Origin of the sequence: Sphingobium algorifonticola, from assembly GCF_004005485.1 — a bacterium.
GTDB classification, from domain to species: Bacteria; Pseudomonadota; Alphaproteobacteria; order Sphingomonadales; family Sphingomonadaceae; genus Sphingobium; species Sphingobium algorifonticola.
The window spans coordinates 634,493-655,010 of record NZ_RZUL01000002.1 but is presented as its reverse complement, the minus strand read 5'-3'; the positions used below and the strand labels follow the sequence as shown (position 1 = coordinate 655,010).

The following is a 20,518-nucleotide window of genomic DNA, read 5'->3' as shown; positions in this document are numbered from 1 at the left end:
TCCCGTTTCGCGCAAGCCAGCGTTGACGTAACAAAAGAAAGCGGATGGCGGCGCGGGCTTGCCTTCACGGGACGTCGCGCGCATAGGAGCCATCCTGATTTTCGGATGGATTGAGACAGAAGGATGACGGTGGTGGCGAAGTGGACGCCTGACAGCTGGCGGACCCAGGAAGCGCGGCAGATGCCGACCTATCGCGATGCGGCGGCGCTGGCCGCGGCAGAGGCGCAGCTTGGCACTTATCCGCCGCTGGTATTCGCAGGCGAGGCGCGCAGCCTGAAGGCGGAGCTGGCCAAGGCGACCCAAGGCGACGCGTTCCTGCTGCAAGGGGGCGATTGCGCCGAGAGTTTCGCCGAGTTCCACCCGAACAACATCCGCGACACCTTCCGCGTGCTGCTTCAGATGGCCGTCGTGATGACCTTCGCGTCCAAGCTGCCGATCGTGAAGGTCGGGCGCATGGCGGGGCAATTCGCCAAGCCGCGCTCATCGGACACCGAAGTCATAGGCGGCGTCGAATTGCCAAGCTATCGCGGCGACAATGTGAACGATATTGCGTTCACCGCGGAAGGCCGTGAGCCGGACCCGGCGCGGATGGTGCGCGCCTACAACCAGTCGGCGGCGACGCTCAATCTGCTGCGCGCTTTCTCCACCGGCGGCTATGCCAGCCTGGACCGGGTGCATGGCTGGATGCTGGATTTCATGGGCCGCAGCCCCTGGGCCAAGAAGTTCAGCGAAATGGCCGATCGCATCGGCGAGGCGCTGGACTTCATGAAAGCCTGTGGCCTTTCGCCCGACACCGTGCCGCAGCTTGGCGGCACCAGCTTCTACACCAGCCACGAGGCGCTGTTGCTCCCCTATGAGCAGGCGCTCACCCGGCAGGATTCGTTGACGGGCGATTGGTACGACACCAGCGCCCACATGCTGTGGATCGGGGACCGCACCCGGTTCGAGGGGTCGGCGCATGTCGAATATCTGCGCGGCATCGGCAATCCGATCGGTATGAAGTGCGGGCCGAGCCTGGAGCCGGACGTGCTGCTGCGGCTGCTCGACACGCTCAATCCGGCGCGCGAGGCGGGGCGGATCACGCTCATCACCCGCTATGGCCATGACAAGATCGAGGCGGGCCTGCCGAAGCTGGTGCGCGCGGTGCTGCGCGAGGGGCATCCGGTGCTGTGGTCGTGCGACCCGATGCACGGCAATGTCGTGAAAGCGCCCAACGGCTACAAGACGCGACCGTTCGAGCGTATCCTTGCCGAAGTGCGCGGCTTTTTCGCGGTGCATCGCGCCGAAGGCAGCTTTGGCGGCGGCATTCACGCCGAGATGACCGGGCAGAATGTCACCGAATGTACCGGGGGCGCGATTGCGATCACCGACGAGGGACTGGCGGACCGCTATCACACGCATTGCGATCCGCGTCTCAACGCGGCGCAAAGCCTCGAACTGGCGTTCCTTCTCGCCGAAATGCTTAACGATGAGCTGGCGGAGCGACGCAAAGCAGCGGCCTGACGCACCCGATTCGCTATGGTTAACGCGCGATTCGCCCTCTGATTCGGGCAGACGTTCAACGGATGGCCGTGCACCATCCGACCGTGCGGTGCAGCGATAGATTGGCGCGCCTAGGCACAGGACCACGACCGGCGCAAAAACTAGAAAAGCCCCGGAATCGGGGCTTTTCCTCGGTCCATCAAAGGATAAGTTTTGGCGTCAGGCCCAGTAGCCGCCACCGAAAAGCCAGTCCCAAAAGCCACGAGCGGGCTGCTGGGGGCGGCGATCAGGCGCTTTGTTCTTGCTCATATTGATCCCCATAAAAAAGACGCAGCACAGGGCCGCGCCTTCGGAACCAATATAGTAAATGCCTATCCCTTACAACTCATTAACCATTTGCAACGATCCGCGCCGGGGCCGGGATCATGGTGAGGATCGTTTCCCAGTCAGTGGGCCTGCAGATGTGATAGCCCTGGCCGATCTCGCATCCCATCTGGTCGAGTAGGTAGAGCGTTTCGGCGGTTTCGATGCCTTCCGCCACCACGATCATCCCCAGTGCATGCGCCAGTTCGATGGTTGATTGCACCACCGCCTGATCTTCCGCACTGCTTTGCAGCGCCATCGAAAACTGCTTGTCGATCTTGAGCTCGGTTGCCGGAATGCTGCGGAGATATTCGAGCGTGGACATGCCCGTGCCATAATCGTCGATCGACAGGCGCACGCCCATGTCCCGCAATTCCTCCAGCAGGGCGATGGCGACACGGCCTTCCGCCATGGCCGCGGTTTCGGTGACTTCCAGAATGAGATTGGCCGCAGGGAAGGCGTTCGCAGCGAGCGCCTGCCGCACCATGTCGATGATGTTGCGCGAGGCAAGGAGGGCCGAGGAAATGTTGACTGAAATGCAGAAATCCGGGTCCTGCCGCATCGCTTCGGCCCCGACCCGCGCGGCATCGTTGAGCACGAAGGCGGTCAGTTTTTCGATGCGGCCGTGGCGCTCGGCAACCTGAATGAACTCGTCGGGACCGATCGGCCCGCGCGTCGCATGCGTCCACCGCGCTAATGCCTCGGCACCGATGATCCTGCGCGACGCCAGCTCCATTTTCGGCTGATAGGCGACCCACAGATGGCCGTTGTCGATTGCCTGATCCAGTTCGCCAAGGAGCGACAGCGCCCATTGCTGTGCGCCGTTGGCAGCAGGATCGTGGATTTTCCAGCAGGTGCCCTGATCGGCCGCCGCCTTCGCCGCCGCCAGCGCGCTGGCGAGCCGATGGGACAGCGGCCGATCGACTTCCTGATCGACGCCGAACGCGATGTCGACGGTAAAGCTCTTGTCCTGCACCGCGATGCTGTTGCGGAAAATAAGTTGCAGCGCCTTGAACTGATCGACTGCCCCGGCCAGTTGCTCGCCAGGCATCAGCCAGAAGAAGTTGCCGTCATCGCCATGCAAAAGCTGAAGCCGACCGACGCCAAGCGACAGGCGCGACACGACCTGCCCCAGCAACTCGCGCTCATGCTCGGGGGGCAAGGTACTGACGATCTCGGTAAACCGGCTGATTCGCGCTGCGACCAGGATTTGCGGGTCCAGCTCGTCGCGATGCAGGATCGCATTGACGGTCGGCAAACCCGATACCGGGTTGATCGCACCCAGGCTCTGCTTCCGCGCGCCATAGCGTTGCCAGGCGGCCGTGATCGCAATCGAGGCAGCCAGGACGAAGGCCGGTGCCACGTCGATGAAGATGCCCATGTTCTGAAGCATGATCGGCGCGACGAACAGCACGACCAGCGCACCGGCGCTGACCGGGCCGACCAGCTTTGTCCATCTGCCAAGAAAGCAGAACGCCGCTATCGCCAAAGCAAAGCACCAGGCAGGCATCCAGCCCCAGGATTGCGGTGCGCCGCCGCGCAATGTTTCGGCGCCCAAAGCCGTCACGAATAGATCGGCTGTACGACCTTGCCCCAGAATATATTCGAAGTTCGAGAATGCATTGGAATTATGGCCAACGATGACAGATTTGCCTTGCAGGTCGACGGTGCCGGGCCGGGCCGACATGATTTCCGAAACACTATGATAGGGGATCGATGATTGCCGGTAAGAATAATCGACCGGAAACTGATCCGTACTTTTGGTGTCGACACCAGCGATTTCCGTCCAGATCGACGTGTAATAGCGCCCGGCAATATTTTGCCCATAGGGCATCGTCGCGGTGCCATTCCAGAACTCGATCCACTTCATCTTGCTGACGATGGCGGCGTTGCGCGCGATGATCGGGGCCGGGAACACGGGTGTTCCGGCAGTCTCACCCGTGCGATAATCCATCGCTGCGGTCAGGAAGACGCGGCCGGGATATTTGGCGATGGTGTCAGCAAAGATGCGGTCGCCCTGCTGGTCGAGCGGCGGGAACGGAATGGTGAAGAAAATGCGGTCCGCGCCGGACGCCATAAGGTCGTCGGTCAGCTGTGCGACCTTGTCGCGCTTCCATGGCCACGACCCCAATGTCGCGAAAGCCCGGTCATCAAGACCGACTGCGACGATCCTGCCGCTGGCCGCTTGTGCCCGAATCTTGAACTGCGCGGCACGCATGCCCAGCTCGAGAGGCTCGCCAATTTCTGCTATCCCGATGAAAAAGGACAGGAATACCAGCCACGCAAGCAGCTTTCGCTTGCCGCGGGGTGCTGAAGCACCAGGCTGGACGGACAGGAATGGCATGCGTGTTGTGACCCTTTACCCGCCCGCTCTAGCGGAAAGTGGTTACCGAAATGCAAATCATGCTTCAGATCAATCATGCCGCTGCGCCGCCTTTTCCGCAGGATTGCGGGCGATTGGCAAAGGGGTCAGCCGCGCCTGTCCGGCCCGGTTGGCGCTGGGCAGCGCGCCGGTCATCCGGCGATAGAAGCGCGTGAAATAGGATGGATCCGCAAAGCCGAGATCCTGCGCAATTTCCGCTACGGTCGCATTGCCGTAAACCAGCATCCGCTGCGCCTCCAGCAGCAGGCGCCGGTGCAGATAGCGTTGCGGCGTGCAGCCAAAGCGCGCGATACACAGGCGTGCGAGCGTCTTTTCCGTCAGCGCCAGCGCATCGGCATAGAAGCCGAGCGGGCGATGCTCGGCGAAATGGCGGTCCACCAGTTGCCGGAAAGCGCGGGCACGGGCTGTGCCACGGCTGTCCCGATCTCCTTCCGCGACCACCGGTAACTGCCCATCCGCAGCGGCACCCCGCTCCGCTTGCCAGCGCCCCACCTGAAGCAACAGCAAGGCAACGACCCAGCTTGCCGCCGCGATCCTGCCGCGTTCATGCCCCGACGTCTCGATCCGCAGGCTATCGACCGGCGGCGTGATCCGCGCCAGTTGGCCGGGATCGAGCGGCAGCAGATAGGCTGTATCCGGCAGCAGCCCACGCGGCGCATGGGCAGGCAGAACGCTGTGCCCCAGCCGTGTGGCAAAGGTGAGGACATCACCGTCCACATCGTCGGAAAAGTGAAAGCCGTGCACCGTCGCGGCGGGTACATGCACCACGAGCGGTCCCGTCCCGTTGAACATCTGCCCCTCGATCCGGGTCACGACGGAGCCCGACCGTAACACGATCATCTGGTCCAGCACCTCGTGCTGATGCGGCGCGATTTCCCAATTGTTAAGGCGGCTGCGGCTTTCGATCGTCTCCATATGGACGAAGCCGGGATCATCGAACCGTTCGGTTTCGCCGTAAAGATGGAAATGCGGAATGCCGGGCGTGTCCATGGACCCCAGCTTAATCAATATGTCCGCAAAGTACCATCGCTTTGGCCGCTACGTTGCTTCCGTGACGTTTTGGCCTGTCATATTCTGCCGTCCGTTTGCGGGAGAGGCGACCATGACACAGCATTGGAAGACCGACGTCGCGATCGTCGGCGCGGGGCCCGCCGGGCTGATGCTCGGGCATCTGCTGCGCCAGGCCGGCATAGCGTGCATGATTGTCGAGCGGCAGAGCGCCGAGCGCGTCCTGGCCCGCATCCGGGCGGGCGTGCTGGAGCGAACGACGACCGATCTGCTTGACCGGCTGGGCATCAACGCGCGGATGCAGGCGGAGGGGCATCCCCATGATGGCTTTAACCTGGCCGACGGGGAACGGCTGATCCGCATCGACATCAAGGCGCTCGTCGGCAAACAGGTCACGGTCTACGGCCAGACCGAAGTCACCAAGGATCTGATCGATGCGGCGCCCGACCGTGATCTTGCGATCCTCTGGGAAGCGGGCGACACGACGCAGGTGCATGACATTGCGAGCGATGCGCCGTTCGTCACCTTCGAACGCAATGGTCAGGCGGAGCGCATAGATGCGCGCTTTGTTGTCGGCTGCGACGGTTTTCATGGCCCGTCCCGCCGCGCGATACCGACTGCCGTCACCCACGAGTATCAGTTTGCCTATCCGTTCGGCTGGCTGGGCATTCTCGCCGACGTGCCGCCATGCAATCATGAGCTGATCTATGCCAATCACGCACGCGGCTTTGCGCTCGCCTCGATGCGGTCGGACACGCGCAGCCGCTATTACATCGACGTACCGCTGACCGAGTCCATCGAGGCATGGCCGGACGAGCGGCTTTGGGATGAACTGGCGACCCGTCTTGGCCCCGCCGTCGCCCCGCATATCGTGCGCGGCCCGGCCCTCGAAAAATCGATTGCCCCGCTGCGCTCCTACATCTTCACGCCCATGCAGCATGGCAGCCTGTTTCTGGCGGGTGACAGCGCACATATCGTGCCGCCTACAGGTGCCAAGGGGCTGAACCTGGCGGCGTCCGACATCGCCTATCTGTCCGACGCGCTGATCGCCTGGTTCACGAAAGGCGACCGGGACGCCGTGGCAGGCTATGGGGCCAAGGCGCTGGCGCGCGTGTGGAAGGCGGAACGGTTCAGCTGGTACCTGACCAAGTTGATGCATCGGATGCCCGGCGACGGCGATTTCGAACGGGCGATGCAAGTCGCGGAGCTGGACTATATTGCCAACAGCGTGGCGATGCAAACTGCGATCGCCGAAAATTATGTCGGCCTACCGCTGTAAAGCGGCAGATATCGCCCTCCCCTATTCCTCGACGGGTGCGTCCGGTCCATTTTTCTTGATCGATTCGATTGCGTTCTGCGCCCCTGCCTTGCTGCTGTAGCCTTCGGTCCAGAACATCACTTCGCTGTTATATTTGAACTTGGCGACATATTCGCCTGCCTTGTTCTGCTCGATCACGAACTTGTGCGCCATGACGGTTCCTCTCCTGAAGGCAAAACACCGTATGCAGATTAACCTGCGTTAGCGGCGCTGACCAGAGGCAAGGCATGGAAACGCCGCGGACTGTACGCTTCGGCGTCAATGGTTGACACGGCGGCGGCCGGCGCATGGTCCAGCAGCAGCGCCGCACCGATCAGGGCGGCGGCCGGTGCGGTCTGTATGCCGAAGCCGCCCTGCCCTGCGAACCAGAAGAAATGCGGTTGCGCGCTGTCCCGACCGTAAACCGGCCGACGGTCCGGCGCAAAGCTGCGCAATCCGGCCCATTTGCGCTCGACCGCGACGATAGGCCAGTCAACCACCTGCTCCAGCCGGTCGATGGCGATGGCGACGGCCAGTTCTTCCGGCGCGGCATCGCAGGGGGGGCTGGGTTCCTCGTCATGCGGCGACAGCCAGAGGCAGCGGCCGCCGATCGGCTTGAAGTAGAAACTGCCGTTCAGGTCCATCACCACGGGCATGTCGGCGGGCACATTGGCATCGACGCGGAGCTGCACGACCGTGCGTTGCAACGGTGCGATGCCCAGCGGGGCGACGCCGCACAGCCGCGCCACATCGTCCGCCCATGCGCCTGCGGCATCGACCAGCGTGGCGCAACGACAGGATCCGGCGGTGGTCTCCACATGCCAGCCCTGCGTGTCGTGCCGAGCCGCAATCAGCCGCGCCGCATTCCACATCGTCCCGCCATGCCGCGCGAACCGGCGCAGATAGGCAGCATGCAATGCGGCGACATCGATGTCCGCCGTGCTCGGTTCCGCCAATCCCAGCGTCCATGCGCTGCGCAGACCGGGAATGCGACGGGCGACATCAATGCCTTCCAGTGCCTCGAAGCGGACGCCCGAGCCGGAAAAGGCACGGATGAAATCGTCGCGCACGGCCCGATCCTCGGCCCGCCCGATATGCAGTGCGCCGCGTGGCGTCAGAAATCCGGTGTCGGCGAAATCAGGGTCCGGTGTCGTCAGCAGCGGCCCGGACGCCGAAGTCAGCGGCTGCACCTGCGGCCCACCATAGCTTTCTTCCCAGAAAGAGACCGAGCGCCCGGTCGCATGATAGCCCGCCACATCCTCCATTTCCAGAATGAGGACGCGGGCATGCGGGGCGACTTCCGCGCCAAGGCTGGCACCGGCCATGCCGCCGCCAATGATGATGATGTCGAAATCCGTCATGTCGCAGGCGCACGCGCATCCCAGAAAGCATCGATCCTGGCAAGGGCATCGAGGCGCACGGGATCGGCCTCGCGCAATATCTCATGCGCCGCCTCCGCGCCATATGCATGAAATGCAACGTCCGGCAAGCGCGCGGCGATGCGCCGGATCGCATGCGGGCATACGAGCTGGTCGGCATCGGTCGAAAGGATCAGGGTCGGCACCGCCATCGCCGCGATCCGCGTGTCCGCCTCCAGCGCCGCGGTGGCGCGATAGGCCTGATCCAGCCAGCCCCAGCTCGGCGCGCCAAGGCTGATGTCGGGGGCAGTGCGCCGCCACCACAGCTCGTCGTCATGCCGTTCGAGCGAATGCGTCAGCCGCCGTTGCCGCGCGCGCAGCCGGGCCGCCGATGCCTCATTCTGCGTCCAGGCGGCACCGGTCGGCCCGGCGATCTTCAGCATCACCGCCACGATGATCCGCGCGAGCCAGCGCGGGATCATGCCACCGTTGAGACCCAGCATCGGCGCGGTCAGCACCGCCGCGTCGGGACGTACCACGCCTTCCGCCATCGCCCGCAGCAGCAGGAACCCGCCCATGCTGTGCCCCAGCATCACATGGGGGCCGCTACCGCGCGTCTCCCAATCGGCGGCAAAGGCGCCCAGGTCCGCAACCCATTGGCCGAAATCCTGCACATGGCCGACCGTGGGATCATCCGTCAGCCGCCCGGAACCGCCCTGCCCGCGCCAGTCGAACGTCGTCACCGCCCAGCCGCGCGTGGCGAAATGCATCACCGCTTCGAGGTATTTCTCGATCATGTCGCCGCGCCCGGCGATCATCAGCATCTGCCCGCGCGATCCATCGCCCAGCGTGAACATGCGGTGCGTCCAGCCATCCGGGGCAACCCACCGGTCGAGAATGCCGCCCGGCGGCCAGCTGCGGAAAAGAGAGGGATTCGCCTGCATGAACCATGGTTACGGTTTGGTAAGGCATCGGGTCTACACCTTCTTTCCCATGATCGGGGAATATCTCAAGTTCGTGCTGCTGGCGGTGCTCGCCTGTCTGCTGGTGATGGCCGCCATCACGGATCTGCGGTCGCGGATCATTTCCAACTGGCTCAACCTCGCTATCGCGCTGCTCGCGCCGCTTTACTGGTGGGCGTGCGACATCGCGCTGTGGCCGGATGCCGCGATCCAGCTTGGCCTCGGCATTACCGTCTTCGCGGTGTTCGCCGGATTGTTCGCGATCGGGATGATGGGCGGCGGCGACGTGAAGATGCTGGCGGCGCTGGCGCTGTGGTTTCCATGGCAGGCATTGCTCCTGCTGCTGTCGATCATGGCGGTGGCGGGCGGTATCGTCACGGTCATCACCCTCGTCCACCACAAGCTCGCCAAGCGGGAAGGTCCGCCCGAAGTGCCCTACGGCGTCGCGATATCGATCGCCGCGCTGTGGCTGGTTGGCGAACGATATTTTAACCAATTTACGTAAAGAGAAGGGTTGGGGCCGAAGGGTTCCGGCTTGAGGGAGGCGGATTTCGTCATGGATGCCAAGAAGATAGTGCTGCTGATCGGGGCGCTCGTGATAGCGGTTGCAACGGCCCTTCTGGCCCGCAACATGCTCTCGCCGGGCGGTGCGCCGCAGGCGGCAGCATCGGCCATGCAGGTCGATGCCAGCACGCCGCACGTTCTGGTCGCGACCAAGGCCCTGCCCGTCGGCACCATTCTCGATGCCGAAAGCTTCCGCTTTCAGCCGTGGCCCAAGGATCTGGTCGAACAGGCCTATTATCTGAAGGGCAAGGCCGATCCCGCCAAGCTGGCCGGCAGCGTCGTGCGCAATGCGATTACCGCAGGGCAGCCGCTGACACAGGGTTCTGTCGTCATGCCCGGCGACCGGGGCTTCCTGGCCGCGGCGCTGACGCCCGGCATGCGCGCGGTGACGGTTCCGGTTCAGCTCGCCGCATCGGTGGCGGGGTTCATCTTTCCGGGTGACCGGGTCGACATGATGCTGACGCAATCGGTGGTCGGCGGCGGCGACGGCGAACCGCTGAAAGTTTCCGAAACAATCCTGCGCAACCTGCGCGTGCTGGCGACCGACCAGCGCACGGACGTGATGGGCGACGACGGCAAGCCGATCGTGCAACCTTATTCCAACGTCACCCTGGAAGTGACGCCGAAGCTGGCCGAGAAGATCGCAGTGTCGCAGACGCTGGGTTCGCTCTCGCTCGCGCTGCGTTCCATGGCCGACACACCGGCCGACATCGACGCGGCAATCGCCAGCGGCGCGGACCTGCCCGATGGCAATGACCCGGCCGCCGAAAAGCGCATGCTGGCGAAGATCGCCACGACGCCAATCGACAGCCGATCGACCTATGTGACCGGCGCGGACGTATCGCGTTACCAGCGCCGCACCGTGCCGTCCAAGCCGCCGGTGGCAACCGACAAGCCCGTGGTGACGGGACCGAGCGTGCGGATCGCGCGCGGCGCAAATGTGACCGTCGAACCGGTCGGGGGGAAGTAAGATGATCCTGTCAAAGACAATCGCCCGCAAAACGGGGCGCAAGGCGGCGGCATCGCTGCTTGCTTTGGGTCTGACGCTGGGTGGCGGCATGGTGCCCGCGACGATGCTGAACGCGGCATCGTCCGAAGCTAGCGCCGCCGGTGCGGGGGTAACTCTGTCGGTCGGCGGCAGCCGGGTCGTCAACCTGCCGGGGAGGATGTCCGACGTGGTGGTCGCCAACCCCGAAGTCGCGGATGTCTTCGTCCGTTCCAACAACCAGATCTACATTCTGGCGAAGGCACCCGGCGAAACCACGGTTTCGGCGATCAGCAAGACCGGCCAGACGCTGTACACGACGCTGGTGCGCGTGGGCAACAACCTGACCAGCGTGGACCAGATGCTGACGCTCGCCATGCCCGACGCCGCCATTCAGGTGTCGACGATGAACGGCATGATCCTGCTGACCGGCACGATCAAGGCCCCCGAGGACGCCGCCGAAGCCGAACGGCTGACGCAGGCCTTCGTCGGCAAGGACGTGACGGTCGTCAGCCGCCTGCGCACTGCGACGCCGATCCAGGTCAATCTTCAGGTGAAGATCGCCGAGGTCAGCCGCAACCTGCTGCATCAGGTGGGCACCAACGTGACCGGCCTTGGCACCGGTTCGGGCAGCTTCTCAGGGTACATTGGCCGCAATACGCGTAACTTCGGCGATTTTGGGGATTTCGTTCCTGGCAACACCGATAACATCACGCGCGGCTTCACATTCCAGCAGCCAACCGACAGCAGCACGTCCATCGGCTTCCTCGCGAAGCTGTTCGGCATGGACATCGCGGGCGCGCTTGATCTTGCGGAGACGACTGGTCTCGCGACATCGCTGGCGCAGCCCAATCTGACGTCGCTGTCGGGTGAAACCGCCAGCTTCCTGGCCGGTGGCGAATATCCCTATGCGATCAGCAACGGCATTCAGGGCAACACCATCGAGTTCAAGCAATATGGTGTGCAGCTTGCCTTCACGCCGACGGTGCTGTCCGATGGCCGTATCTCGCTGCGCGTTCGCCCGACGGTCTCCAGCCTCGATTTCTCGATCAATTCCTCGGTCCCTGCGCTCAGGAGCCGGTCGGTTGAAACGACGGTCGAGCTGGGCTCGGGGCAAGCCTTCATGATTGCGGGGCTGCTGAGCAACGATACCGCCAACAACGTCGACAAGGTGCCGGGTCTGGGCAACATCCCGATCCTGGGCAGCCTGTTCAAGTCGCGCAATTTCCAGCGCAACGAGACCGAGCTCGTCATCGTCGTCACCCCCTATCTGGTCAAGCCGGTCAACGCGGCCGACATCCGTCTGCCCACAGATGGGTTCAGAACCGCGACTGAAGCGCAGGGGCTGTTAGAGCAGAAAAGCTCTGACGGGATAAGCGGTGCACGCGCGCCCGGCCCGATGGTCGCGCCCGGCGCGCCTTCCTCGGCCCCCGCGCCGTCACCGCTCGCCAGCGCCGCGCCGCGCAAAGGCAATGACAAAAAATCGGGCAACGGCGCTGCCGCACCCGGCTTCAGCTTTTGACGGGAAGGATCGCGACAATGACATCCATCAAGACATCCGGCCTGAAAACATCCGGCCTGCGCCTTGCCATCGCCTGCGCCGCGCTGCTGCCGCTCGCCGCCTGCAACAACGCGACGATCGGCGCGGCCAATCGCGGCCTGGACTCCGTGCATCAGCCCGTCGTCGCCTATACCAGCTTCAACTATGACGTGCAGGTCGGCGGCAACGGCGACCTGACGCCGGCGGAAGCCTATCGCCTCGAAGGCTGGCTGCAATCCATCGGCATCGGCTATGGCGACCGCATCTCGGTCGCGCCGGACGGCGGCTATTATGGCCCCGGCGTGCGCGACGGGATCGCCAATGTCATCGGCCGCCACGGCCTGCTGATCGAGGAAGATCCCGCGATCGCCAACGGCGCTGCCCCGGAAGGGGCCGTGCGCCTGGTCGTGCGTCGCGCCTCGGCCAGCGTGCCGGGCTGCCCCGACTGGACGGACAAGGCGGAAACCGACGGTAATGCCGCCACCTCCCGCAACTTCGGCTGCGGTGCCAACAGCAATCTGGCCGCCATGGTCGCCAATCCCGAAGATCTGGTGCGGGGCCAGACAGGCCAGAGCGCCTTGCGCACGGCCACGTCCAACCGCGCCATCCAGACCTATCGCGAGAAGCAGCCGACCGGCGCGGGTGACCTCAAGACCATGACCGCTACGACAGGGGGCAACTGAGCATGAACGCACCATGGAAAGGCGCGGGCACGCGTGATCCCTTCCAGGCCTTCGTCTGCGACGACCACAGTTTCGACGTGGTGCGCAGCGTCGCCATCGAAATGGGATGGCCGCCGGAAAAGGTGAACAAGGGTGGCCTGCGCAACGCCGTGCAGACGCTGTCGATCAGCGCCAGCCCGCAGATTTTATTCGTCGACCTGTCAGAAAGCGGCGATCCGCTCAACGACATCAACGGCCTCGCCGAAGTGTGCGAGCCGGGCACGGTGGTGATCGCTTCCGGCCAGGTGAACGACGTGCGCCTGTATCGTGATCTCGTCGCCAGCGGCATCCAGGATTATATCCTGAAGCCCCTCGGCCCCGATCATCTGCGCGAGAGTATCGCGCAGGCCCAGGCCGTCTTCATGGCACCGCGCCTTGATGCATCGGGCGAACGCCAGCATCTGTGCGCGGCGGTCATCGGCACGCGCGGCGGCGTCGGCGCATCCAGCATTGCCACATCGCTGGCCTGGCTGTTCAGCGAGAAGGCGAAACGCTCGACCGCGCTGCTCGATCTCGACATGCATTTCGGCACCGGCGCGCTGGCGATGGATCTGGAACCGGGTCGCGGCCTGACTGACGCCATCGAAAATCCCAGCCGCATCGACGGGCTGTTCATTGAGCGGGCCATGGTGCGCGCCAGCGACACGCTGGCGATCCTGTCGGCCGAAGCACCGATCAGCCAGCCAACCATCACCGATGGTGGCGCATTCCATATGCTGCTAGACGAGTTCCGGTCGGCCTTTGCATGCAGCGTCGTCGATCTGCCGCGCGGCATGCTGATCGCGCATCCGCATCTGGTGACCGATGCCAATGCCGTGATCGTCGTGACCGAGCTGACGCTGGCGGCGGCGCGCGATTCGATCCGCATCCTGTCCTGGCTGAAAAGCAATGCGCCCAACGCGCGCGTGATCGTGGTGGGCAATCGCGTCCACCCCGCCGCGCTCGAAATCAGCCGGAAAGACTTCGAACAGTCTATCGAACGCAAGGTCGACGTGATCGTGCCCTTCGATGCCCGTCTCGCCGCGCAGGCGGCAAAGCTGGGCAAGACATTGGCCGAAGTGGCCAAGGGCAGCAAGGCGGGCATCGGCCTGATGCAGGTGATGGACGAGACGCTCGCGCTGATCGAGGACGCCGATGGCGCATCCAAGACCAAGGCAAAGCCCAAGGGCGCCTCGCTGATGGGCAAGTTCACCGATTTCAAATCGATGCTGCCCGCCAAGAAAGACAAGAAAGCGGCGCTCGAAAGCTGAAGGCGCAGACCGAATGGCGCGTCGGAACGATCGCCATGCGGGCATGATGGGACGGACAGACGATGGATAACCCACTGATCCTGATGACGATGCTGGGCATGGCCCTGGTCGTCGTCTTTGCCGTCCTTTTGCTGGGGCCCTCGGCCGACAAGGCGCGGGCGCGCCGACTGGCGCTGATCCGCGGTCGGCACAGCGATTCGGCCGACGCCATCCTCGAAGCCCGGATGCGCAAGGCGATTTCCAATCGCACCACCGAAGACATGAAGCTGCTGGTTTCCCTGATCCCCAATCCGGAAAACCTTGCAAAACGCATCCGCATGACCGGCAAGAAATGGACGCTGGGCCAGTATATGACGGCCAGCGCGGGCATTGCGCTCGTCGTCGCCGCCTATCTTGTGCTGAAAGGCTATGCGCCGCTCACCATCCTGTTCATCGGGCTGGCGGCGGGCCTTGGCCTGCCCCATTGGTATGTGGGCAAGCTCATCAAGAAGCGCGTGGCCCTGTTCACCAAATATTTCCCTGACGCACTTGAGCTTCTGGTACGCGGCCTGCGCTCGGGCCTGCCGATCAGCGAGACGATGGGCATCGTCGCCAGCGAAATCCCCGGCCCGGTCGGCGAGGAGTTCAAGCTCATCAGCGAACGCATGAAGATCGGCCGGACGATGGACCAGGCGCTTCAGGAAACTGCCGACCGCCTGGGCACTCCGGAATTCCAGTTCTTCGTCATCACCTTGGCGATCCAGCGCGAGACCGGCGGCAATCTTGCCGAAACGCTTGCAAACCTCGCCACGGTGCTGCGCCAGCGCGCGCAGATGAAACTGAAGATCAGGGCGATGTCATCCGAATCCAAGGCGTCGGCCTATATCATCGGCGCGCTGCCGTTTCTGGTGTTCGGGCTGATTTCGTGGATCAACTACGACTATATGGCGCCGTTCTACACGCCGGACCCGACGGGTCCGCTCGGCCTTAGCCTCATGCAGATGATCGGCATCGGCGGCATGTGCTGGATGGGCATTGGCGTGTTCATCATGGCCCAAATGATCAACTTCGAAATCTGATCCGGGAAAGCGCAAAGACATGCAGGCCACACCGCCATCCAGCGCCATGATCCTGGGGATGACCGCCACGGATTTCGGCACATTGCTTGCCGCTCTGGCGACGATGGCCGTGCTGTTCGCGCTGTACACCGTGATGACGGTGCGCGATCCCATGGCCAAGCGCGTCAAGGTGCTCAACGAACGCCGGGAACAGCTCAAGGCGGGGATCACCGCGTCGACCACCAAGCGCCGTGCGAAGCTCGTCCAGAAGAACCAGGCGACCGACCAGATGCGGTCGTTCCTCTCCAGCCTCAAGGTCCTTCAGGAAGATCAGCTCAAGGACGCGCAAGGCCAGCTGGCGCAGGCCGGCATCCGGTCGAAAGACTGGGCCGTTGCCGTCATCTTCGGTCGCATGATCATGCCGATCGTCGTCGGCATCAGCGCGGGTCTGTGGCTCTATGTCTTCGATGGCATGCCCGAATGGGGGCCGATGAAGCGGTTCGGTGCCTTTGCGGTGCTGCTCATCCTCGCCTACAAGGCGCCCGATCTCTACATCAGCAACAAGATTACCAAGCGGTCGAAGGAAATCCGCAAGGGGCTGCCCGACGCGCTCGACCTGCTCGTCATCTGCGCCGAAGCCGGCCTGACGGTCGATGCCGCGTTCAACCGCGTCGCCAAGGAGCTGGGCAAGGCCTATCCCGAGCTGGGCGACGAGTTCCAGTTGACGGCGATCGAGCTGAGTTTCTGCCCCGAACGGCGGATGGCGTTTGAAAATCTGGCCAATCGTGTGAAGCTGGATGCCGTGAAGGGCGTGGTCACGACCATGATCCAGACGGAAAAATACGGGACGCCGCTTGCCTCGTCGCTGCGCGTGCTTTCGGCCGAGTTCCGTAACGAACGCATGATGCGCGCGGAAGAAAAGGCGGCGCGGCTGCCCGCGATCATGACGGTGCCGCTCATTCTCTTCATCCTGCCGACGCTGTTCGTCGTCATTCTCGGCCCGGCAGGCTGTTCGATCTCCTCCGCGTTCGAGTAAGCGGCTCATTCAGCGACGCGCACGCGCAGCAGGGATTCCGTTCGCGTCTATCGTTCCAGCGTCCGCGCGAGCGCGTCATTGCCCTGCGCCTTGGCGACCGTTGCGGCGGTGCGCCCCGATGCGTCGGCCAACGTCGCATCCGCCCCTGCCGCCAGCAACATATCGACCTGCGCGGTGCGCCCGAACAGCGCCGCCATCATCAAGGCTGTCTGCCCCGCGCCATTGCGCGCATTGACGTCACAGCCTGCCGCGAGCAGGCGCTTTGCGATCGCGTCATGCCCCTTGAAGGCGACGCCCATCAGCGCGGTATTGCCCTGGGCGGTATCCGCAAGACAGGCGTCGGCACCGGCAGCCAGCAGCGCATCGACCGTTTCGGCATGCCCGTTATAGGCGGCGAGGATCAGCGGCGTGAACCCACGTCCGTCACGCACGTTAAGGTTCGTGCCCTGCGCCTTGAATGCCGGAATAAGGTCCGCGCGGCCCAGCTTCGCGGCGTCCAGCAGCAATTGTTGCTGCCGTTCCGCCGGGATTGGCGCATTTTGCGCGAGTACGGGCGTCGCAATGACCATCGCCGCAGCGAGCAAAGCATATCTGTCCATCATGAATCCGTTCTCGAAACAGGCATGCCGGGGCGGTGCGTTGCCGCCTGCCCCGGCATGCCTTGGGTCAGCGTGCGGCGAGCTGCGTCGCCTTCGCCTCTTCCGCCTTGTATTCGGCCACGGCCTGTTCGACCTGGCTCATCGGTACGCCGACGGCCTTGGCCAGCTTCGTCCCGTAATCCGTGTCGGCCTGATAGAAATAGCTGACCATGATCGTCTTGATCTTCGGGTCTTTCACCTGCCCCAGATCGCCCGCCATATTGGCGATCAGATTGGCCCGGCCCTTCGCATCCAGCCGGTTGTTGTAGAACCAGCCGGCCTGCGCGAAGTTGTTCGTTTTCGATATCGGCTTGGCCTGTGCGAGGCCGTCGAGTTCATAAGCGGGCTGACGATAGGCGGTTTCGGTCGCCTTGGGCGCGGAACGCGACGGGAAATAATTCACGTCACCGTCCTTGGGTGTCGCGGTGAGCGGACCGTCCTGGTTATTGTTGACGACGCTGACGCGTGGCGCGTTGACCGGCAGCGTCTGCACATTGGCGCCCAGGCGATGCCGGTGGGTATCCGCATAGCTGAACAACCGGCCCTGAAGCAGCCGGTCGGGCGATGCCTCGATACCCGGAACCAGATTGGACGGTGCGAAAGCCGACTGCTCAGTAAAGGCGAAGAAGTTTTCGGGCACTTCATTCAAGGTCATGGTGCCGACCTTGATCTCTTCCATGCCGTACCAGTCTTTCGTCGCGTCGAAGGGATTATAGTCCAGCTTCGCGATGTCCTGCGGCTTCAGGATACGCACATAGAGGTCCCAGCTCGGATGGTTTCCGGCCTTGATGTTCGCATAAAGATCGTCGGTGTGGACGTTGAAAGGCTGTGCGCCCGCTTCGGCCGCCGTGAAGGTCTTCACGCCCTGCTTCGACTTCCAGTTGAACTTCGCGAACACCACGTCACCCTTGGCATTGACCAGGCGGAAGGCGTGCACGCCGTTGCCGTCCATTTCGCGATAGGACTTCGGTGTGCCGAGATCGGAGTAGAGCTGCGTCAGCATATGCACCGATTCGGGTGTGTGGCTGAAAAAGTCGAAGAAGCGATTAGGGTCCTGCCGGTTGGTGACCGGCGAGGGCTTCAGACTGTGCACCATATCGGGAAACTGGATCGCGTCGCGAATGAAGAACACCGCGAGATTGTTGCCGACCAGATCCCAGTTGCCCTGATCGGTATAGAACTTTGTCGCAAAGCCGCGTGGATCACGCAATGTTTCGGGCGATCCGTTCGGATGGATCACGGTGGAGAAGCGGACGAACACCGGGGTCTGCTTGCCCGGTGTGAACAGGCCGGCGCTGGTGAACTGCGACAGGTCATTGCTGGCGACGAACACGCCCTTGGCACCGGTGCCGCGAGCGTGGACAACGCGCTCGGGAATACGTTCCCGGTCGAACCGGGCGAGCTTTTCGATCAGCGTCGTATCCTCCAGCAACACGCCGCCACTTTCGCCCGCCGTGCGCGAGGCGCGATTCTCGCCGATCGGCGCGCCGTTGTCGCGCGTCATCTGCGGCGCGGTCTGCGCGTTGATCGGGGCCGCGATGCTGGCAGTGGCGAGCAAAGCGCCCAAGATGGTACGGGTCATGATATCCTCCTTAATCCATTATCCCGCCGGGATTTTCAGGGGGCGGCCCGGCACGATTGGTATGAACGGGGGATAAATGGAACGGAAACGAGACGTTCCTTTCAGACTGATCGACTTTCGCGATTGCGAGATGCGCGGGAGGGCGTGGGGCCGATCAGCGGAGCACGCGGCCCGCCACTGTGGCAAGTCGGTCCACCATAGCCGGGTCGCGCGCCTCGGGCGCGGTGATGATCGCATGATCGAGACATCGGTCGATCGGCGAGGGTGCGCGCACGGCGGGCAGCGCGGCGCAGAAACGCAGCAGCATCTGGCGCGCCAGAGCAGCATTCCCGTGCAACACCTGGAGCACGTCAGTCACCTCCACGCCCGCTTCCTCCGGCCGCCATGCGTCATAGTCCGTCACCATGCCGACCAGCGCGTAAGGCAGTTCCGCTTCGCGCGCGAGCTTGGCTTCGGGCATCGCCGTCATACCGATGACGTCGCACCCCCATTGCCGATAGAGCAGGCTTTCGGCGCGCGTGGAAAACTGCGGGCCTTCCATTGCCAGATAAGTGCCGCCCTGCGTAACCGGCGCGCCAGCATCACGCGCGGCATCGGCGGCAAAGGCCGACAGCCGCGGGCAGACAGGATCGGCCATGGAGACATGCGCGACCAGCCCGGTGCCGAAAAAGCTTTTCGTGCGGGCGAAGGTACGATCGACGAACTGGTCGACGACCACGAAATACCCCGGCGGCAGGTCTTCCCGCAGGGAACCGATAGCCGAGACCGACAAGAGATCGGTTACCCCCAGTTGCTTCATCGCATCGACGTTCGCCCGGAAATTGAGATCGCTGGGGCCAAGATGATGGCCCCGGCCATGGCGCGGCAGAAAGACGCAGCGCACCCCGGCGATATGCCCCACCAGCAGATCATCCGACGGCGGCCCCCAGGGGGTTGTCACGGCAACCCAATGCGCGTCCTCCAGCCCGTCGATCCGATACAGGCCAGAGCCGCCGATGATCCCGATCGTCCATTCGCTCATCCGCCCCGCCCTCTGCTCGCTGCACCATCCGTCGCAACGGGTCTAGCCGCGCATGCGTGCCAGCTTTATGACGAAGCGGCAGGAATTGCGAAAGGACCATCCCCTGAAACCCCGCATATTGGCCGTTGCTATCGCCACGATGGCTGCCGCCGCACCCCCCGCCCTGTCGGCAGCGCAGCCGATATCCGGCCGATGGAGCACCGAGGGCGGGAAGGCGATCGTCCAGATCGGCCCCTGCGGCCAGGCCGTCTGCGGTCGCATCGCAAAGGTCGTCAAGCCCACGCCCGGTGCGCCGCAGAACGACGCCAACAATCCCGATGTCGCGTTGCGCGCGCGCCCGATCGAGGGGCTGACCATCCTGACCGGATTCACCGATTCGGGCAGCCTGTGGAAAGGCCGCATCTACGATCCCGAATCGGGCAAGACCTATGCATCGAAACTGTCGCGCAATGCCGACGGGACACTCAAGGTCCAGGGCTGCATTGCTTTCTTCTGCCGCACGCAGACATGGCGCGCGGTGCGGTGAGCGGTGCCTATTCCTGAAGGATAAACGCTGCGCCGGCCTTTGCGTGGAGGCTGGTACAGTCGTAGATCGGCAGGACATTGGCCTTCACGTCGACGATCATTTCCAGCTCGGTACAGGCCAGAACCACGGCCTGTACCTGTTCCTTCGCGATGTCGGTCAGTTCCGACTTCATGAACCGTTCGGATTCGCGCGTCGCCTTGCCATGGACCAGTTCGTCGTAGACGATGCGGTCGATACGGTCGGCCAGGTCCATGTCGGCGGGGAGCAGCGAGACCCCATGGGCCACGAGGCGTTGCCGATAGAATTTTTCGGTCATCACGTTGCGCGTGCCTATCAGCGCGGCGGATTTGACGCCATCGGCGTGCATCTTCTCGCCGACCACTTCGGCGATATGGATGATCGGCACGGCGACCGACGCGGCAACGGCATCATAGACCTTGTGCATCGAATTGGCGCAAATGAGCAGCGCCTCCGCGCCGGCCTGTTCCAGCCGCTGCGCCGCGCCGATCAGCTGACCCGAAGCGCAATCCCAGTCGTCGGTAGTGGCACAGCGGGCAACTTCGGCGAAATCGAGGCTCTCGATCAGCAGTGGGGCACTGTGAAACCCGCCTTTTGCCCGCGCGACCATTTCGTTGATGATCTGGTAATAGCGGGCGGTGGACGTCCAGCTCAGCCCGCCGATCAATCCGATTTTGCGCATCACGGTCCTTCGTTTCGTCATCCCGGCGAACGCCGGGATCTCGCTTCTCCCCTAGCGCGAAAGA

Annotated in this window: 19 protein-coding genes; 10 read left to right on the top strand and 9 right to left on the bottom strand. The window is 63.6% G+C overall.

Going from position 1 to position 20,518, the window contains the following annotated elements; translation table 11 throughout:
• The first annotated feature begins 129 nt into the window (after nt 1–129).
• Nucleotides 130–1,503, top strand: coding sequence for a class II 3-deoxy-7-phosphoheptulonate synthase (locus tag ENE74_RS08235; RefSeq protein ID WP_127690635.1), 1,374 nt, complete (start codon nt 130–132; stop codon nt 1,501–1,503).
• Between the two features lie 367 nt (nt 1,504–1,870).
• On the opposite strand, the gene ENE74_RS08230 is transcribed toward ENE74_RS08235, so the two are convergent.
• Both ENE74_RS08230 and ENE74_RS08225 read right to left on the bottom strand, forming a co-directional pair.
• The gene (locus ENE74_RS08230) at nt 1,871–4,189 is read right to left on the bottom strand and encodes an EAL domain-containing protein (protein ID WP_127690367.1); all 2,319 of its coding nucleotides are present in this window, start codon (nt 4,187–4,189) and stop codon (nt 1,871–1,873) included.
• 69 nt (nt 4,190–4,258) lie between these two features.
• A complete protein-coding gene (locus ENE74_RS08225; RefSeq protein WP_127690366.1) occupies nt 4,259–5,218 on the bottom strand; it encodes a helix-turn-helix domain-containing protein in 960 nt (319 codons plus the stop codon).
• A gap of 112 nt (nt 5,219–5,330) precedes the next feature.
• On the opposite strand from ENE74_RS08225, the gene pobA reads away from it, so the two are divergent.
• Entirely contained in the window at nt 5,331–6,515 is a 1,185-nt protein-coding gene (pobA, locus tag ENE74_RS08220; RefSeq protein WP_206517667.1) for a 4-hydroxybenzoate 3-monooxygenase, read from the top strand.
• Nucleotides 6,516–6,536: 21 nt separating this feature from the next.
• Here the strand turns inward: pobA and ENE74_RS08215 are convergent, their stop codons facing one another.
• The 3 genes from ENE74_RS08215 to ENE74_RS08205 are packed head-to-tail and all read right to left on the bottom strand — an operon-like array spanning nt 6,537 to nt 8,835.
• Complete coding sequence (locus ENE74_RS08215) at nt 6,537–6,707, bottom strand: YegP family protein (protein ID WP_127690364.1); 171 nt, start codon at nt 6,705–6,707, stop codon at nt 6,537–6,539.
• Between the two features lie 38 nt (nt 6,708–6,745).
• Nucleotides 6,746–7,894, bottom strand: coding sequence for an NAD(P)/FAD-dependent oxidoreductase (locus ENE74_RS08210; protein WP_127690363.1), 1,149 nt, complete (start codon nt 7,892–7,894; stop codon nt 6,746–6,748).
• Entirely contained in the window at nt 7,891–8,835 is a 945-nt protein-coding gene (locus ENE74_RS08205) for an alpha/beta fold hydrolase (RefSeq protein WP_127690362.1), read from the bottom strand. The genes ENE74_RS08210 and ENE74_RS08205 overlap by 4 nt, the downstream gene beginning before the upstream one ends.
• Nucleotides 8,836–8,884: 49 nt before the next feature.
• On the opposite strand from ENE74_RS08205, the gene ENE74_RS08200 reads away from it, so the two are divergent.
• The 7 genes from ENE74_RS08200 to ENE74_RS08170 all read left to right on the top strand — a co-directional run bounded on the left by ENE74_RS08200 (nt 8,885) and on the right by ENE74_RS08170 (nt 15,987).
• On the top strand, nt 8,885–9,358 hold the full coding sequence (locus ENE74_RS08200) for an A24 family peptidase (protein ID WP_127690634.1): 474 nt from the start codon (nt 8,885–8,887) through the stop codon (nt 9,356–9,358).
• 51 nt (nt 9,359–9,409) lie between these two features.
• Nucleotides 9,410–10,387, top strand: coding sequence for a Flp pilus assembly protein CpaB (gene cpaB / locus ENE74_RS08195; RefSeq protein ID WP_127690361.1), 978 nt, complete (start codon nt 9,410–9,412; stop codon nt 10,385–10,387).
• Between the two features lies 1 nt (nt 10,388).
• A complete protein-coding gene (locus ENE74_RS08190) occupies nt 10,389–11,924 on the top strand; it encodes a type II and III secretion system protein family protein (RefSeq protein ID WP_127690360.1) in 1,536 nt (511 codons plus the stop codon).
• Nucleotides 11,925–11,941: 17 nt separating this feature from the next.
• Nucleotides 11,942–12,625, top strand: a complete 684-nt coding sequence (locus ENE74_RS08185; protein WP_127690359.1) for a CpaD family pilus assembly protein — start codon at nt 11,942–11,944, stop codon at nt 12,623–12,625.
• Nucleotides 12,626–12,627: 2 nt separating this feature from the next.
• Nucleotides 12,628–13,914 (top strand): CpaE/TadZ family protein, encoded by a 1,287-nt coding sequence (locus ENE74_RS08180; RefSeq protein WP_127690358.1) that lies wholly within the window; start codon nt 12,628–12,630, stop codon nt 13,912–13,914.
• Nucleotides 13,915–13,976: 62 nt separating this feature from the next.
• Nucleotides 13,977–14,972: a type II secretion system F family protein gene (locus ENE74_RS08175; protein ID WP_127690357.1), complete on the top strand. Its 996-nt coding sequence runs from the start codon at nt 13,977–13,979 to the stop codon at nt 14,970–14,972.
• A gap of 19 nt (nt 14,973–14,991) precedes the next feature.
• Nucleotides 14,992–15,987 carry a type II secretion system F family protein gene (locus ENE74_RS08170; protein ID WP_206517666.1) on the top strand — a complete coding sequence of 332 codons (996 nt, stop codon included), beginning with the start codon at nt 14,992–14,994 and terminating at the stop codon, nt 15,985–15,987.
• Between the two features lie 47 nt (nt 15,988–16,034).
• Here ENE74_RS08170 and ENE74_RS08165 read toward each other — a convergent pair whose 3' ends face one another.
• From ENE74_RS08165 to ENE74_RS08155, 3 genes are all read right to left on the bottom strand, one after another.
• The gene (locus ENE74_RS08165; RefSeq protein WP_420902571.1) at nt 16,035–16,589 is read right to left on the bottom strand and encodes an ankyrin repeat domain-containing protein; all 555 of its coding nucleotides are present in this window, start codon (nt 16,587–16,589) and stop codon (nt 16,035–16,037) included.
• A 64-nt stretch (nt 16,590–16,653) separates the two neighbouring features.
• Nucleotides 16,654–18,207, bottom strand: a complete 1,554-nt coding sequence (locus ENE74_RS08160; protein ID WP_127690356.1) for a catalase — start codon at nt 18,205–18,207, stop codon at nt 16,654–16,656.
• 154 nt (nt 18,208–18,361) lie between these two features.
• Complete coding sequence (locus ENE74_RS08155) at nt 18,362–19,228, bottom strand: S-methyl-5'-thioadenosine phosphorylase (protein ID WP_127690355.1); 867 nt, start codon at nt 19,226–19,228, stop codon at nt 18,362–18,364.
• A 139-nt stretch (nt 19,229–19,367) separates the two neighbouring features.
• On the opposite strand from ENE74_RS08155, the gene ENE74_RS08150 reads away from it, so the two are divergent.
• Nucleotides 19,368–19,754, top strand: a complete 387-nt coding sequence (locus tag ENE74_RS08150; RefSeq protein ID WP_127690631.1) for a DUF2147 domain-containing protein — start codon at nt 19,368–19,370, stop codon at nt 19,752–19,754.
• A 7-nt stretch (nt 19,755–19,761) separates the two neighbouring features.
• On the opposite strand, the gene ENE74_RS08145 is transcribed toward ENE74_RS08150, so the two are convergent.
• Nucleotides 19,762–20,454 carry an aspartate/glutamate racemase family protein gene (locus ENE74_RS08145; RefSeq protein ID WP_127690630.1) on the bottom strand — a complete coding sequence of 231 codons (693 nt, stop codon included), beginning with the start codon at nt 20,452–20,454 and terminating at the stop codon, nt 19,762–19,764.
• Nucleotides 20,455–20,518 lie beyond the last annotated feature (64 nt).

What these genes read in the sequence shown, in the direction of transcription:
- ENE74_RS08230 (WP_127690367.1), bottom strand. Translation starts at nt 4,189, where the DNA reads ATGCCATTCCTGTCCGTCCAGCCTGGTGCTTCAGCACCCCGCGGCAAG.
- ENE74_RS08225 (WP_127690366.1), bottom strand. Translation starts at nt 5,218, where the DNA reads ATGGACACGCCCGGCATTCCGCATTTCCATCTTTACGGCGAAACCGAA.
- pobA (WP_206517667.1), top strand. Translation starts at nt 5,331, where the DNA reads ATGACACAGCATTGGAAGACCGACGTCGCGATCGTCGGCGCGGGGCCC.
- ENE74_RS08215 (WP_127690364.1), bottom strand. Translation starts at nt 6,707, where the DNA reads ATGGCGCACAAGTTCGTGATCGAGCAGAACAAGGCAGGCGAATATGTC.
- ENE74_RS08210 (WP_127690363.1), bottom strand. Translation starts at nt 7,894, where the DNA reads ATGACGGATTTCGACATCATCATCATTGGCGGCGGCATGGCCGGTGCC.
- ENE74_RS08205 (WP_127690362.1), bottom strand. Translation starts at nt 8,835, where the DNA reads ATGCAGGCGAATCCCTCTCTTTTCCGCAGCTGGCCGCCGGGCGGCATT.
- ENE74_RS08200 (WP_127690634.1), top strand. Translation starts at nt 8,885, where the DNA reads ATGATCGGGGAATATCTCAAGTTCGTGCTGCTGGCGGTGCTCGCCTGT.
- cpaB (WP_127690361.1), top strand. Translation starts at nt 9,410, where the DNA reads ATGGATGCCAAGAAGATAGTGCTGCTGATCGGGGCGCTCGTGATAGCG.
- ENE74_RS08190 (WP_127690360.1), top strand. Translation starts at nt 10,389, where the DNA reads ATGATCCTGTCAAAGACAATCGCCCGCAAAACGGGGCGCAAGGCGGCG.
- ENE74_RS08185 (WP_127690359.1), top strand. Translation starts at nt 11,942, where the DNA reads ATGACATCCATCAAGACATCCGGCCTGAAAACATCCGGCCTGCGCCTT.
- ENE74_RS08180 (WP_127690358.1), top strand. Translation starts at nt 12,628, where the DNA reads ATGAACGCACCATGGAAAGGCGCGGGCACGCGTGATCCCTTCCAGGCC.
- ENE74_RS08175 (WP_127690357.1), top strand. Translation starts at nt 13,977, where the DNA reads ATGGATAACCCACTGATCCTGATGACGATGCTGGGCATGGCCCTGGTC.
- ENE74_RS08170 (WP_206517666.1), top strand. Translation starts at nt 14,992, where the DNA reads ATGCAGGCCACACCGCCATCCAGCGCCATGATCCTGGGGATGACCGCC.
- ENE74_RS08165 (WP_420902571.1), bottom strand. Translation starts at nt 16,589, where the DNA reads ATGATGGACAGATATGCTTTGCTCGCTGCGGCGATGGTCATTGCGACG.
- ENE74_RS08160 (WP_127690356.1), bottom strand. Translation starts at nt 18,207, where the DNA reads ATGACCCGTACCATCTTGGGCGCTTTGCTCGCCACTGCCAGCATCGCG.
- ENE74_RS08155 (WP_127690355.1), bottom strand. Translation starts at nt 19,228, where the DNA reads ATGAGCGAATGGACGATCGGGATCATCGGCGGCTCTGGCCTGTATCGG.
- ENE74_RS08150 (WP_127690631.1), top strand. Translation starts at nt 19,368, where the DNA reads ATGGCTGCCGCCGCACCCCCCGCCCTGTCGGCAGCGCAGCCGATATCC.
- ENE74_RS08145 (WP_127690630.1), bottom strand. Translation starts at nt 20,454, where the DNA reads ATGCGCAAAATCGGATTGATCGGCGGGCTGAGCTGGACGTCCACCGCC.